The organism is Streptomyces chattanoogensis (assembly GCF_001294335.1).
Classification (GTDB): Bacteria; Actinomycetota; Actinomycetes; order Streptomycetales; family Streptomycetaceae; genus Streptomyces; species Streptomyces chattanoogensis.
The window spans coordinates 1-13,101 of sequence record NZ_LGKG01000138.1; the positions used below are offsets into that span (position 1 = coordinate 1).

Below are 13,101 nucleotides of genomic sequence, written 5' to 3' on the forward strand. Positions count from 1 at the left end.
CCGGCACCAGGCGGACACCGCCAGCGCTCCGGCCGCCTGAGACTCAGCTTCCCCTGCCCGCGTGCCACATCGTCACGCAGTCCCGCCAGCGACGAACTCAATCGCGGGCATCTTCCTGTGGTCCGCCCGGTGATCCAAACGAAACGCCCTAGTTGCCCCGCGCCATGCCACCCGAGGCACCCTCGCGGGACACCCCGAGCCGGTGCAGAGGCACAGCGATCACCGGCAGTTGCGCGCAGCAACGGCCCACCCGGCGCTGACGGCAGCCCGCGCGGGTGCGGAGAACCTGCCCGAGGAGGCGCCGCCGGTTCACCTCGCTGCCGACATGACCTTCTGTCGCTGGGCGTGAGAGAGCCCCCTTCACCGCCCGTGCGGTGAAGGGGGCTCTCGCCTGTAATGGTGCTACTTGATGCGCACGTAGTAGCGGTCGTTCTCGCTCTCGCTCAGGGACTTGTCCCAGGCCAGGATGCGGTCATCGGTGGTGTAGGCGCGGAGCTTGGCTCCGGCTTTCTGGTTCTCGGTGCTGTCCACGGGCCGGACGGAGAAGTCCCACTTTTTGCTGGCGGCGCCTTCGAGGGTGGCGGCGAAGGGGTACTCGTCGCAGTCCTCACCGGCGGCGGGCGGGTTGGGCAGACCGGTCTTCTCGTACAGCTTCTTGTAGCGGCCCCTGTGGTAGCAGGCGCCGTCCTTGTGCCGACGGTTGTCCCGGTAGATGCTGCGGTGCATCTCCTCGGTGATGCGGTGTAGGCCCGGGGCGTTCGGGTCGGAGGGCTTGTACTGGCCGGGGAACTTCTTCGTATGTGTGCCCACCGGTAGCGGGTAGGTGTTGTTGGGGCTCTTGTACGCATCCCGCAGGTGACGGGCTACACCGTCATGGTCGGAGCCGAGCGTGTAGGTCAGGAACGGTGTGACCTCGGAGAAGACGCACGCCTTCGGGTACAGATTCCTGCCGTGCTTCATGTAGTCGGCGGAGTCGCAGCGCTGCACGCGACTGGGGGTGTCGGCCGGATCCAGGGTCTTGCGCCCGCCGGGCTCGTCGGTGGACGCCTCCACATGCCACTGGTTGTAGGAGAGTTTGTCGCGGCCCAGGCCGCTGCCCTCGAAGTTGGCGATGTCCCAGTGCACCCAACGGGGGTTGTTGTCCCAGCTCGCCCACGGGGCGGTGTAGCCACCGGGGCTGTAGTTGCAGATGCTGGTGCCCTGGTCGCACTTGCCGGTCAGCGTCAGCGGGACGCCGGGCGCGGTCCACCAGTCGTCAATGGGGCCCAGTCGTAATCGACGGAGTCCTTCTCGATGGTGGAGAAGATGCGGGTGCGCCGGTCCTTCGCGTCGCCCTGCCCGAATACCTTGATCGTGGCGTAGGTGGTGCCTTCGAGTTCTACCGGGTTGCCCTTGGAGTCCAGTTCCCAGTACTCGAGCCCGATGCGGTGGCGTCCGCAGTAGGTGAACCGGTTGTAGATCCGGCCTTTGTCCCTGTTGACCTTGGGGTCGGAGAAGCAGGCTTTGAGGCGCTTGTCGTGCGGCTGGCTGCCGATGGGGACGTAGCCCTGGTTGTTGTTCGGGTCGTCATCCGCCGCCGCGCTGGGAGCCCCGGCCTTCACCGGGGCGGGATCACCCACGTTGGCGGCGGCCCCCTTCCTGGAAAGCTCAGCGCCCTGCGCCAGGCTCAGGGGCTCGCCCCCCGATCCGCTTCGCTTCGTGTTGTTGGTGAGCGTGGGTGCGCCGGAGACCGGAAGGGACTTCAGGCCCTTGGCGCGGGCTTCCCTCCCCTTGGCGCGCAGGCCCTCCAGGGTGTCCTTCGTCAGGCCGACCCGCCCCATGATGACCGGCTCTTCACCGGCCTTGGACTTCGCCGGCGTGGCCACGGGCTTGGCCGCGGGCTCCGGGTCGGGCTGGGCGGTCGCCGCGCCGGTGGGGAGCAGAAACGCTCCAGCCACAGCTGCGACGATCAGGGTTTTCGTACGCGGTTTAGCTCTCCACGACATACGTCGCCTCTTCCCCCTTGTGTTCGCCGGGGTCCGGGCCTGGACTCCCCCCGAGGCCCCGGTGATCGGCTAACGGCCAGCTACGTTGCCTGATCTTTACCGGCGGTCACAAGGTGGTTTTAGGCCCCGGCTACCGCCCAGTTGCGCACAGGCCACCGGCCCAGTGGCCTTCGAAGTCGTCGTCGGTCAGTGTGACGCCGGTCAGGGCCTGGACGGCGAGGGTGACGAGGGTGGCGCGGTCTTCGGTGTCGGCTGCGCCGGTGGGGTCGCCCTCGTCGGTGGGGTCGAAGCCGAGGGCGGCCAGGGCGGCAATGAGGGGGTGGGCCTGGTCAACGTCGTCGGTGAAGGTTCCGGTGTCCAGGTCGAGTTTCCCGATGACGGCGCCGTCGGCGGCGGCCAGCAGCATGCACTGGTTGGGGTCGCAGAAGACGGTTACGGCGGTGCGGCCGTCGGCCGTCAGGAGGCCGAGGACGGAGTTGCCGGCGCCGATCCATCCGGCGGTGCCTTCGAGTTCGAGGACGAGGGACCAGCCACGGGGCAGCTCGCGGGCGAGGAGGAGAACGCCGCCTTCGGTGACGTGGTCGGCGATACGGTCGGAGGCTTTGGCGACTCCGTCGGGCTCGGAGCGGGGTTCGAGGACGCCCATAAGGTTGAGGGTGTCGGTTTTGGGGAGCTGGGCGAGCGTGATGCACCAGCCCTCCCCATACTTGTCGGTGAGGTCCACGGTGGGGCCCTTCTTCTCGGGTCCATAGATCCTGGCATCACCGTGCCTACCCGAACCCGTCCGTCGTCATCGCCGCCTCATCGACACTTAAAGGTCGTTTTCTCCCAGTGTTTCCTCCCGGAATTTGTAGTTGATGCGACGTTGCGGGTGGCGCCAGGAGAAGCCGGGGCTTCGGGTCGAGGTCGCCGCGATGGTGCTGTGCCGATTTAGCGCTGGCACGTCCCGCCCAGCCCCGCGAGCACTCCCTCCCGCGACGGGGCGAGAGCGGGACGCCGCACGGGGATCAAAACAACACCAACGCCCGGCAGTTGGACACCGACATCCAGGGGCCGTGGGGAAGAGCCGACGGGCAGGCGGGGCCAGTCAGGGGCGGCAGGGAAACGGAAGGCGGCCGGGACTCCTTCGACCACCACACCACCCGCAGGCCCACCTGACACCGAACGAGCCGACTAAGAGATCGTCTCAACTGGCTTGATCACTAGGCTGGTAGGCGTGACGGCGATGGTGGAGCGTCTGGTGCCGGACGGGTTGTGGGAGTTGTTTCAGCGGGTGGTGCCGACCGCTCCGGTGCGGCCCCAGGGCGGGTCCGACGCAGGTATGGGGACCGGCAGGTGCTGGCGGCCATCGTGTTCGTGGCCACGACGGGATGTACGTGGCGCCAACTGCCGTACGACTTCGGCCCGTCTGGGCCGACCGCGCACCGGCGCACCGGCGGTTCACGGAGTGGAGCCGGGCCCGGGTATGGGGCAAGCTTCACCGCCTGGTGCTGGATGAACTCGGCACCCGCGGCGAGTTGGACTGGTCGCGATGTGCCATCGACTCGGTGAACATGCGAGCGGCGAAAGGGGGGATCTGACGGGTCCGAATCCCGTAGATCGCGGCAGGAAGGGCGCGAAGATCCACTTGATCACCGAGCGGTCCGGTCTGCCCCTCTCGATCGGCATCTCTGCCGCGAACACCCATGACAGTCAGGGACTGGAACCCCTGGTTCGGGGTATCCCGCCGATCCGCTCTCGCCGTGGACCGCGCCGGCGGCGGCCCGCCAAGCTCCACGCGGACAAGGGGTAGGACTACGACTACCTGCGACGGTGGCTCCGCAGCCGGAATATCGTCCCGCGCATCGCGCGCAAGGGGATTGAGTCCTCGCAGCGGCTGGGCCGCCACCGTTGGACCGTGGAGCGGACGGTGGCCTGGCTGGCCGGGTGCCGCCGACTTCACCGTCGCTACGAGCGCAAGGCCGGACACTTCCTAGCCTTCGCCGGGATAGCCGCAACTCTGATCTGCTACCGCCGTCTCTCCCGCCTGAAGTGATGCTCAGGTATTGGCCCCTCGTGCCGTGACCTGCCAGCGGTCGATCACCTTGCGGTCTCGGACGACCAGCAGCTCATCGGCGAGATTCACCGGCGTGCAAATGTGGTTGGGAACGACAGCGACCACCGACCCAAGGCGTGGCCCCCTCACGCCTTCCGGAAGGCGGACCACGGCGTGGTGCTCCCACAACCCAGTGATGGATCCCTGCGGGAACTGGGGCATGTAGCCGTGGCCCGTCACCCAAGGCGATCGGTCGGAGCCAAGGACCTTGCTACCGAGGTCAAGCACGAAGCGGTCCGGGGCGGGAACGCTGATCACCGTCGCCGCAGCGACCAGCGCCAGGTTCTCCACCCCACAGGTGCCGATGGCCAGCTGGGTGGCGTCGTTGAAGACGTAGACACCCGGCCGCAACTCGTTCACTGCGCCCGGCTGCCACTGCCCCGCCGTCGGCGTCGACCCGCCGCTGACCACATGGACGTCGAGCCCGAGATCCCGCAACACCTGTGCGGCCTGGCCCAGCATGCGCTCCTCGTCTCGTGCGGCGCGCTCACGTGCCCGCGCGTCGTGACCGTAGCCGTGTCCCGGGAACGTGAACACGCCAGCCACAATGAGTCCCGCGTCGGCGGCCGCCTTCCCGACCTCACCAGCCACTTGAGGCTGCACTCCTGTGCGACGGCTCCCGCTGTCGACCTCGACAAGTACCTCGACGGGCCGGGCGCTGCCGCGCACTGCGTTCCCCAGCCGCTGCGCGCCTTCGACCGACTCCACGCCGACTCTCAGGGCAACGCGGTTCGCCAGTCGGCGCAGTCGCTGCGCCTTGTCGGCATCGAGCCACACGGGGTACGCGATGAACAGGTCGTCCACGCCGACCCGGGCAAATGCCTCTGCTTCTCCGATCGTGGCCACCGACAGCCCGCGCGCGCCAGCCTGAAGCTGAAGGTCCCCGATCTGCGCGCACTTGTGGGCTTTGGCGTGCGGACGCAGGGCGAACCCTTGGGCCCGCGAAGCCTCAGCCATCCGCGAGATGTTGCTTTCCAGCACATCCGGATCGACCACGAGCGCCGGCGTAGCCAGCCCATCGGGCAGCAGTGTCGCCATCTCTTGCCTCCCACCATGGAACACGTCGAGGTGATCATGACAGGTCGGCAGACCAGGGCCACATGGCCATCGCCCCAGGTCACACGCACCAATCGAGATGACCTCTAACAACGGGTCGTCGCCAAGGGCCAAGCCGTGCTGCGTCGACAGCAGAGCAGTATCGAGAACTCTCTCGGATGCCCCATGCCCCGCAGCTACAGGTGCGGGGAAGTGCTACACCCCTTACACATCCCGCTCGAAAGCATGCGCGCATACCACCCCCTTAGGGTGATTGCCTGCGGCCGGTACGGCATCCGTTCCGCAAAAAGTCGACTAGCCCATCACCGTCAAATCTATCGCGACATGGGAGCCGGAGGCTTTGCCGAGCGAACTTGCATTCCTTGCTTCTCACGCCGCGGCGCCGCGCCCACTCACCCTGACCCCGAAGCGAATCCACCCTTGCCCCTCCCACCTCAAGCAAAGAAATTTACAACTGCACGTTTGCATATTTCCCATACGCACGGGAATCCGGGGCGGAAGTGACGATTCCTCTTCCACGCGCCCCCGACGAGGACGGAAGGCAACCATCACCTATCGCTTCACCAGGAGTTTCGTCAGATTCGATCTAGAGTCGATCAAGTTCACACACGTTGACACCAGTAAACGAAAAGCAAAGCAGGCTGTTTAAGCCAACAGAAAGCACGGTCGACGTGGAACCGTAACTGCTGGAGCGATTTTGCAAGGAGGATGGGCTTGCAGCGCGGGAATTCCCCAGATTGCGCGGCGAATGCAGGATGTCCGACGATATGGTGGCGTGACCGCGTGCAGCTGACAGATGGCAAGCTGCATAGCGGTGGCCCCGGGATCCGACCCCGAGGCCACCTGACAGGCCATCGACAACCAAAATGAGGTTTGCTCATGACCTACGGAGAGAGCCGGGAGCCTGTTATGACCTCCCCGGGATTTCCCCATTCGATTATCCCTGCCTTGCGCCGCAGTGAAACCTCCGCGGTCGCACTGCTCGACATTCGCCTGTGCGCGAGTCTGCCGATCGTCCTCCTGATCCTCGTCGCGATCATCATCGTGTGGCCCACGGTGTGGCCCGTCGTGGGAGACGTCCCCGGCTCCTGGCCGGTCTTCGTGGCCGCTGCGCTGAGCCTGCTGGGAGCGGCCGGCCGGACCTACATCCGCGTCGCCCGCATCCGACGAGGCTGAGCCTGCTCCCTGGGAGGGCGCCGTCCTACGGCGCCCTCCCAGGGCCGAATGCTGGAGCCCCCGGGCGGCTCTCGCTCGGGGCTGGCGAAGGGAATCTTCGATGGCAGCGCCATCGCGTACGCCTTGCGCATTTTGCGGCAAGGGCATCGCGCAATCGACAACCGGCGGGCGCCGGAAGGACTACTGCACCGTCCCATGCCGGCGTCGAGCGCAACGCCGGCGTGACCAAGAGCTTCGGACCTCAAGGCCCTCCGACATCTCCTGGCACAAGATCGCCGACGACCTGGCCTTCCGGGCCCGCCAGCTAAACGCTACCGGCGCTGACCAGCTGCCGCTGGCGACCGTGCTGGAGGCGACCGAACTCCTCCGCCAAGACGCGGAATGCCTGGCTGCCGTGGCGGTTAGCTCGGCGCGGCTTGCCGGTTCACCCTGGAAAGAAGTCGCCGGCGCAATCGGATTGACCGAAGCGTCCGCTCGTGCCCGGTGGGGCGGAGTACGCGTCCCCCGCCTGCTGTCCGCGCGCGTACCGCTCTCCTCGACACGGCCGCCGCACCAGGAGCGGCCGCCGGCTTCCTGCACCGAATCCGGCCCGCTTTCTGGACCACCACGGGCCTGCGATGTCGGTCAACACACGGGTCTCACGGAAGGCGAGCGAGGAACGTGATCAGAGACCACCAAGGCGTTCACCGCCCCGACTTGTTCCGGCTGGAGTACGCGGCCTTCTGTGAAGCGAACCAGGATTCCTACCTTCGCTACGCCCTGGTGCGCATCGAAGACCAAGCAGAGGCCAGGCGCTGCGTCAACGCCGTGCTTGAGGCCCTGCGGTCCAGCTGGGTCGCAGTGCTGGCCAGCGAATGTCCGGCCGCGCGGGTCTGGAAAAACCTGCGCACCGAGGCCGCTCACCGGACGATCGGCGCAGTAGAGCGTACCGGCAGACTTCACGCCATCTTACGTGACGACCAGGCCGACATCTTGCTCCTCCACCATCACCTCCGGCTGCCCGTCGATCACGCTGCATGCCTCATGGGGATTGCAGACCACGACGCCCATGCTCTTCTCCGCGGCGCCGAGCGGGACTTCATCACCCTGCTGAACCGCTGAAGGGATCCTGGACGAGAGGGCGCACACCGCGCGGCTGCGGTGTGCGCCTGCGGTTTAAATTCACCCTCCCCGGATTAACCAACAGCGCACGGTCCAGGTCCATTTGAGCGACTAGCCGACGCGTCCCGCGGACTCCTACGATGTGCCCTTACATCCAGCACACCAGCCGCACCAGGCCCACAGGAGTGCGCATGGTTCACGGGGAGAATCCCCAATCTCACTTCATCGATACGAGCAAAGCCAGTGCAGCACGTATGTACGACTGGCTCTTAGGGGGAACCGAAAACTACGAGGTAGACCGCAACGCCTGTGCCAAGCTGCTGGAGATCGCCCCCAGCACACAGCAACTCGCCCGCACCAACCGGGATTTCCTCAGGCGCGTGGTGCGCATCCTGGCCGAGAGGGGGATCAACCAGTTCCTCGACCACGGGTCGGGCTTGCCCACGCAGGACAACGTGCATGAAGTGGCACAGCGAACCTGTCCAGGCGCCAAAGTCGTCTACGTCGACAACGACCCCATGGTCCTCGCCCACGCCCGCACGACCCTCGACGACAACGAGAACACCATGGTTCTCGACTACGACATGAGGCGCACGCGGGACATCAAGCGTGCCTCGCAGGCGCTCCTCAACTGGGACGAGCCGATTGCGGTCCTGTTCGTGTCCGTACTGCACTGCCTGCCTGACGCCGACGATGAGAGCGACCCCGCTGCCCTCATCAGAGCCATCGCAGACGATCTGGCGCCTGGAAGTTACATGGTCATCTGCCAGCTCGTCAGCGACGATCCCTTGGTACGTCAAGGCGTCACCCAGCTCATGGCCGACGTCACCGGCGGCCAATGGGGACGCGTCCGTGAAACCCACGAAGTGCGGCGGTTCTTCGACCCGCTGGTGATCGAAAAACCAGACCTGGTCGACGTGATCGACTGGCGGCCGGACTCCCCACCACCGCCCCCGCATCTACGTCCCACCGACTGGGTCGAATGGGGCGGAGTCGGCCGGGTTCGAAAAACGAAACACCCCTAGCAAAGCCGCCGCGGAACAGCCGGCCCCAGTACCTCAGTCCAGCCGTTCCGCGGCGTCCTGCTGCCCCCAATGCAGGAGGGCACGCTCCAGTGCCTCCGTGCTGCCCTCACGGTCATAAGCAGACGCCCGCACATTGACCATCAGCTTGCGGTACTTGTCGAGCTGGCCCTTTTGCGTCACGTAGTTCGCTCCGTCGAGGTGCTCCACGTAGGCCAGCTCCTGGAAGTCCCCATCAGCGAACTTCAGGTGAAAGATCGGGTACGGAGGCATCTGGGCCCCCCGGGGGACGATGCGGATGTTGACCCGGTTCGTCCGTGTGGCCTTGAGGAGCAGCTCTGTCTGCTCGGCCATCACAACGGCGTCGCCGTAAAGGCGGTACAGCACTTCCTCGTCAATGAGAGCAGCCAGAGTGGGCACGTCCTGGTCGAGCATGACCTGCCGCTCCATCCGCAGAGCGACGATGCGCTCGATGTCTCCGTCGGATACACCGACCTCCATCATGCGGACGATTGCCCTCGCGTACGTCTCCGTCTGCAACAACCCCGGAACCACACGTGGTTCGTAGACGAAGATACTCTGCGCCGTCCTCTCCAAGCGGATGAGACGCTTAAGGAAGTGGGGCGTGACGTCGGCGAAGCGCGAGTAGAGGTCCGCGTTACCGGCCTGAGCCATGAGCTGGTCAAGCTGACTGTGTTGCTCACGGGAGAGACCGTAGAACGAAGCAAGATCGTGGACATCTCGAGGTTTGGCCGGACTCTCACCCCGCTCCAGCCGACTCACCTTCGAGGTCGAAGCTCGGATCACATCCGCGGCGTCGGCGAGTGTGTACCCCAAGCGCTCACGGTGGAAGCGCAGTTCATCACCAAGCATCCTGCCGGCGGGACGCTGCTCCTCCGAAGCCTGCAGGCGGACAACGGACGCGCTGGGCTCCCGACGGTGCTTGTGAGCGGCGGGCATACGTACTCCGAAGATTGAGGGCACAAAAATTAGCCCCCAGAATGCCGCGCATATGCCCGCCATCACAAACTATGGCCAAAGCATGGCGTTGAGTGTCCCGCTAGGCAGCGATCCCATCGAACTCAGAGCTCTTCGCACCTTCCAGGAAGGCCCGCAATTCCGCCTTGGTGAAAATCAAGGCCGGCCCCTCGGGGTGCCGCGAATTGCGGACGGCGACCTCACCGCCCGGCAGGCTTGCCACTTCAACACACTCCCCCGCCCCCAAGCTCGCTTGCGCCTTCAGCCAGGTCACACCCGCAATCTCATCCGACGGGATACCGTTCGCAATCGTCATTGCCGCCCTCGCTCTCCTGGTTGCCCAACCCGAACTCCGTGCATGTGATTCCCATATGGGAATCGCATGCACCGCTCATGCAAGCGTAGGCGGACATCGACACGTGAACACGCCCCCGAAAGAGTGCGATTAGAATCCCGATCGCAGATAAAAATACAAACAGACGTGCGTTGGGTTCTCGCGCTGGGGTCGCCGCCCCGGGCTAATGCTCGCGGTACCTGCTCATCGAGGCACGTCGCATCTGCTGGAAACCAGAAGGCGCACCCTGGACGGCCTATGAATCGAGGCTGGCCGCCGGTCCAGCGGCTCTCCGGCCAGAGCAGCGGGCCGGACGCATCAGCAGTCCGTCTTCCACTTGCTGCCCGGCTTGGCGATCTCCTTGACGTAGCACGCGTACACGCGCCGCGGGCTGCCCTTGCCGTAGGCATCAGGGTTGGTGCCGACCTTCTTCAGGAACGCGGCGCGTTCGGCCGGGTCGGCGGGCAGCTCCAGGCCGTCGTACTGCTTGCCGGGGTTGGTGTAGTCGCACTCGTCCCACTGCGACTTCGGACGGCTGGTGTTACCGCCCGGGTGACGGCCGGGGGCGCACGTTCCTTGCTCGGCGGGGCCTGCTTACAGGCTGGCCACTCGAACCAGTGAAACCCGCTTCACCCTCTCGACTCCCAAGTGGTCCCGGGTGAGGATGCCGCCCATGCCAATTCCGCCATCGCAAAGCTTCACCACCGACAAGGTGATTTCAGCGATCGTGGCCGCGATACGCAGCGGTAACGATCAGACGGTGGACGCCCTGCTGTTGACCGTGGCCAACAGCCCTGACCCGCATGCCGTCTTCGCGCTGCGCCAAGCACTGCAGCAGCACCTCACCCAGCCCGCAAAAGCGCCGCCCCCGTCGACCCTGACGACCCGCGCGGGCGTGCGGCGCCTGGTGGAGACCTTTTACGAGGCCGCCGCCGACGACGACCTGCTCGCCCCCGTCTTTGCCCACAGGGGGACCCCACTGATACCTCATATCGACACTCTCACCGACTTCTGGTGCCATCAGTTGTTCGGGCACCTGGGCTGGCGCGGCGCGCTGCTGGAAGCACACCAGTGCGTGCACGCCACACACCCGCTGACCGACGCGCACTTCACCCGCTGGCTATACATGTGGCAGGACAGCGTCGACGCCGCCTTCGTCGGGCCGGCCGCCGAGTATGCCAAGGACCTGGCCACCCGCATCGCCCATTCCATGCGCACCCGCCTGCCCAACTGCCCCTCCGGGTAGCCCCTGCAGGAAACGCTCACTTAGATCGTGTCCTACATGGTCAGTTGGTGGTTGTGTCAGATACGGGGAGTGGACGGTGGGGATGGATTGTTCCGGACGGGCTGTGGGAGAGCGCGAAGCCCCTGTTGCCGCCAGCCAAGGTGCGACCGCAGGGCGGCGGCATATCGAACATCGACGATGAAGCAGTCTTCGCTGCCATCATCTACGTGCTGGTCAGCGGCTGCGCCTGGCGAGCACTGCCCCCGTGCTTCGGGGCCTCGAAGTCGACCGTCCACCGCCGGTTCCTCATCTGGTCCAGAGCGGGCGTCTGGGGCCGACTGCACCAGAAGATCCTCAAGCTCCTCGACGAACGACACCTGGTGGACCTGTCACGTGTGATCCTCGACTCCGCCCGCGTACGCGCTAAAAAGGGGGCGAACTTGCAGGTCCGAGCCCCGTGGACCGGGGCAAGCCAGGTTCCAAGATGCACGTCCTGTCCGACGCGAACGGACTGCCCCTACGCGTCGGACTCTCCGCCGCTATCACCCACGACAGCCAGGCGCTGAAGCCCATGCTGTCCCACTTCCACATGGGACACGAATCCCACGCAGCCGGCTCCAAACTCCAACGTCTCCACGCCGACAAGGCGTGTGACGTCCCCCACCTGCGGAAATGGCTATGGGGCAAACGCATCGGCGTGCGCATCGCCCGCAAGGGCATCGACTCCAGCGAACGACTCGGCCGACGCCGCTGGGTCATCGAGCGGACAATGTCCTGCCTGACCGGTTACCGCAGACTCAACCACCGCTACGAGCGTCACCTGGGCAACTACCTGGCCTTTCTCGGGCTGGCGGCCGCCCTCTGCTGCTACAAACGCTTACGCAATCTCACCACGTAGGGCACGTTCCTACGAGCCTTGCTCTGCGAGCGTGACCTTCCGACCGGTCCGTGCCGCCTCTCGGATCTTTTCCAGCATCCCGTGCCGCCGGACCGCGTGCCAGAAGTCGGGAACGCCGTCCTCGTCCGGCGCAAGGCTCCCGGTGATCTGGTCGCGCAGAAGCGCGTACTCGTGAGCGACGTTGCAGGCGGGCTCGGCGGATCGCTCGGTCCATTGCGTCAGTGAGCGCTGATAGCGGGCGGGAACCGGAAGTTCGGCCAAGGCGCCGTCTTCTCCCTGGGCGCCGTACAGCCGCAGCCGCCCCTGGAACCACAGAGCCTGGTCGGCCTTGACGACGAGATCGCCCTCCGTGCCGTTGATCTCCCAATGAAACGCGGTGGCGCGGGACGTCCCACCGCGGAAGTGCACAGCGGCTACGGCCCCCGACTCCAGCACACCGGTGACGGCGATCTGGTCCTCTGCGGTCTTGGCCGCGACCGCCCCGCTCGTGACGTGGGTGACCTCCGGTCGCAGGTTCTCGACATGAGCCGACACCTCGCGGAACTCCCCCAGCACCATGGCCAGCGCGTCGACCGAGTGCCCGAAGGGGATCGACAGCAGCGTGGCGCCACTCGTGACGTCCAGAATGTACGCGTGGCTGTCGTCGTACGTGGCGCCCCCGATCCAGCCCGACCCGAGCATGCTGGTCGAGAGCACCCGCCCTACGTAGCCGTCGGCGACCAGGTCCCGCAGATACCGAAGCGGCGGAGCCGACCGGGCCTGCAGACCGACAGCCGTAAGCACACCCCTGCGATGCGCGAGGTCGGCCAGCTCCTCCGCCTGCGCGAGGTCGGCACCGAGCGGCCACTCGCTGAACACCACCTTCCCCGCTTCCAGCGCGGGTCGAATGATGTCCAGGTGATGCGGAACCTTCACCGTCACCACCACGAGATCGACTTCCTCACTGCGAGCCAGCTCCTCTGCGCTGCCGAAGGCCAATGGCACCGCATACTTCTCGCCGGCCGCACGCGCCGACTCGGTGCTGCTGGCGGCAAGGGCCCGCAACTCGTATCCGTCGAGCCCGGCCAGCGCCGGCACATGGGCACTGGCCGCCCACCCACCGCTCACGCTCAGACCTACGACACCGACACGAATCGGTCCCTGACGAGGGGAAACGGACGTCATACTTACACCCCACGCGTTCGCGGCCGCCTGTTCTCCCGCCAACGATCAACAGCCATGTAGGACACGG

12 protein-coding genes and 1 pseudogene are annotated in these 13,101 nt (G+C 66.0%); 6 read left to right on the forward strand and 7 right to left on the reverse strand.

Features of this window, described 5'->3' with window-relative positions; all coding sequences use genetic code 11:
* Positions 1 to 402: 402 nt before the first annotated feature.
* The 3 genes from ADL29_RS18380 to ADL29_RS18390 form a co-directional block, all read right to left on the reverse strand.
* Positions 403 to 1,125, reverse strand: coding sequence for a NucA/NucB deoxyribonuclease domain-containing protein (locus ADL29_RS18380; RefSeq protein WP_053924745.1), 723 nt, complete (start codon positions 1,123 to 1,125; stop codon positions 403 to 405).
* 98 nt (positions 1,126 to 1,223) lie between these two features.
* Positions 1,224 to 1,937 (reverse strand): hypothetical protein, encoded by a 714-nt coding sequence (locus ADL29_RS18385; RefSeq protein WP_053924746.1) that lies wholly within the window; start codon positions 1,935 to 1,937, stop codon positions 1,224 to 1,226.
* A gap of 178 nt (positions 1,938 to 2,115) precedes the next feature.
* Entirely contained in the window at positions 2,116 to 2,709 is a 594-nt protein-coding gene (locus ADL29_RS18390; RefSeq protein ID WP_053924747.1) for a DUF6461 domain-containing protein, read from the reverse strand.
* Positions 2,710 to 3,210: 501 nt separating this feature from the next.
* On the opposite strand from ADL29_RS18390, the pseudogene ADL29_RS42715 reads away from it, so the two are divergent.
* Positions 3,211 to 4,020 (forward strand): annotated as a pseudogene (locus tag ADL29_RS42715) (IS5 family transposase).
* 3 nt (positions 4,021 to 4,023) lie between these two features.
* Here the strand turns inward: ADL29_RS42715 and ADL29_RS18395 are convergent.
* On the reverse strand, positions 4,024 to 5,118 hold the full coding sequence (locus ADL29_RS18395; RefSeq protein WP_053924822.1) for an alanine racemase: 1,095 nt from the start codon (positions 5,116 to 5,118) through the stop codon (positions 4,024 to 4,026).
* Positions 5,119 to 6,084: 966 nt separating this feature from the next.
* Here ADL29_RS18395 and ADL29_RS18400 point away from each other — a divergent pair.
* The 3 genes from ADL29_RS18400 to ADL29_RS18410 all read left to right on the forward strand — a co-directional run bounded on the left by ADL29_RS18400 (position 6,085) and on the right by ADL29_RS18410 (position 8,438).
* Entirely contained in the window at positions 6,085 to 6,312 is a 228-nt protein-coding gene (locus ADL29_RS18400) for a hypothetical protein (RefSeq protein ID WP_157878528.1), read from the forward strand.
* A gap of 660 nt (positions 6,313 to 6,972) precedes the next feature.
* A complete protein-coding gene (locus ADL29_RS18405; protein ID WP_053924749.1) occupies positions 6,973 to 7,413 on the forward strand; it encodes a hypothetical protein in 441 nt (146 codons plus the stop codon).
* Between the two features lie 191 nt (positions 7,414 to 7,604).
* Positions 7,605 to 8,438, forward strand: coding sequence for an SAM-dependent methyltransferase (locus tag ADL29_RS18410; protein ID WP_053924750.1), 834 nt, complete (start codon positions 7,605 to 7,607; stop codon positions 8,436 to 8,438).
* Positions 8,439 to 8,471: 33 nt separating this feature from the next.
* Here the strand turns inward: ADL29_RS18410 and ADL29_RS18415 are convergent, their stop codons facing one another.
* Together ADL29_RS18415 and ADL29_RS18420 are read right to left on the reverse strand one after the other, a co-directional pair.
* The gene (locus ADL29_RS18415) at positions 8,472 to 9,395 is read right to left on the reverse strand and encodes a helix-turn-helix domain-containing protein (RefSeq protein WP_053924751.1); all 924 of its coding nucleotides are present in this window, start codon (positions 9,393 to 9,395) and stop codon (positions 8,472 to 8,474) included.
* A 100-nt stretch (positions 9,396 to 9,495) separates the two neighbouring features.
* Positions 9,496 to 9,729 carry a DUF397 domain-containing protein gene (locus tag ADL29_RS18420; protein ID WP_053924752.1) on the reverse strand — a complete coding sequence of 78 codons (234 nt, stop codon included), beginning with the start codon at positions 9,727 to 9,729 and terminating at the stop codon, positions 9,496 to 9,498.
* Positions 9,730 to 10,420: 691 nt separating this feature from the next.
* On the opposite strand from ADL29_RS18420, the gene ADL29_RS41130 reads away from it, so the two are divergent.
* Both ADL29_RS41130 and ADL29_RS42720 read left to right on the forward strand, forming a co-directional pair.
* On the forward strand, positions 10,421 to 10,993 hold the full coding sequence (locus ADL29_RS41130) for a group III truncated hemoglobin (RefSeq protein ID WP_053924753.1): 573 nt from the start codon (positions 10,421 to 10,423) through the stop codon (positions 10,991 to 10,993).
* Positions 10,994 to 11,046: 53 nt separating this feature from the next.
* Positions 11,047 to 11,870 (forward strand): IS5 family transposase gene (locus ADL29_RS42720; protein ID WP_211274349.1). Its coding sequence is split into 2 segments (ribosomal slippage): positions 11,047 to 11,398 and positions 11,398 to 11,870, totalling 825 coding nucleotides; the frame shifts between segments, so codons are not numbered across the junction.
* 9 nt (positions 11,871 to 11,879) lie between these two features.
* Here ADL29_RS42720 and ADL29_RS18435 read toward each other — a convergent pair.
* Positions 11,880 to 13,034: a Gfo/Idh/MocA family oxidoreductase gene (locus tag ADL29_RS18435; RefSeq protein ID WP_053924755.1), complete on the reverse strand. Its 1,155-nt coding sequence runs from the start codon at positions 13,032 to 13,034 to the stop codon at positions 11,880 to 11,882.
* Positions 13,035 to 13,101 lie beyond the last annotated feature (67 nt).

Excerpts from the sequence above, each read along its gene's own strand:
- ADL29_RS41130 (WP_053924753.1), top strand. The coding sequence starts at position 10,421 with ATGCCAATTCCGCCATCGCAAAGCTTCACCACCGACAAGGTGATTTCA.
- ADL29_RS18410 (WP_053924750.1), top strand. The coding sequence starts at position 7,605 with ATGGTTCACGGGGAGAATCCCCAATCTCACTTCATCGATACGAGCAAA.
- ADL29_RS18395 (WP_053924822.1), bottom strand. The coding sequence starts at position 5,118 with ATGGCGACACTGCTGCCCGATGGGCTGGCTACGCCGGCGCTCGTGGTC.
- ADL29_RS18415 (WP_053924751.1), bottom strand. The coding sequence starts at position 9,395 with ATGCCCGCCGCTCACAAGCACCGTCGGGAGCCCAGCGCGTCCGTTGTC.
- ADL29_RS18435 (WP_053924755.1), bottom strand. The coding sequence starts at position 13,034 with ATGACGTCCGTTTCCCCTCGTCAGGGACCGATTCGTGTCGGTGTCGTA.
- ADL29_RS18420 (WP_053924752.1), bottom strand. The coding sequence starts at position 9,729 with ATGACGATTGCGAACGGTATCCCGTCGGATGAGATTGCGGGTGTGACC.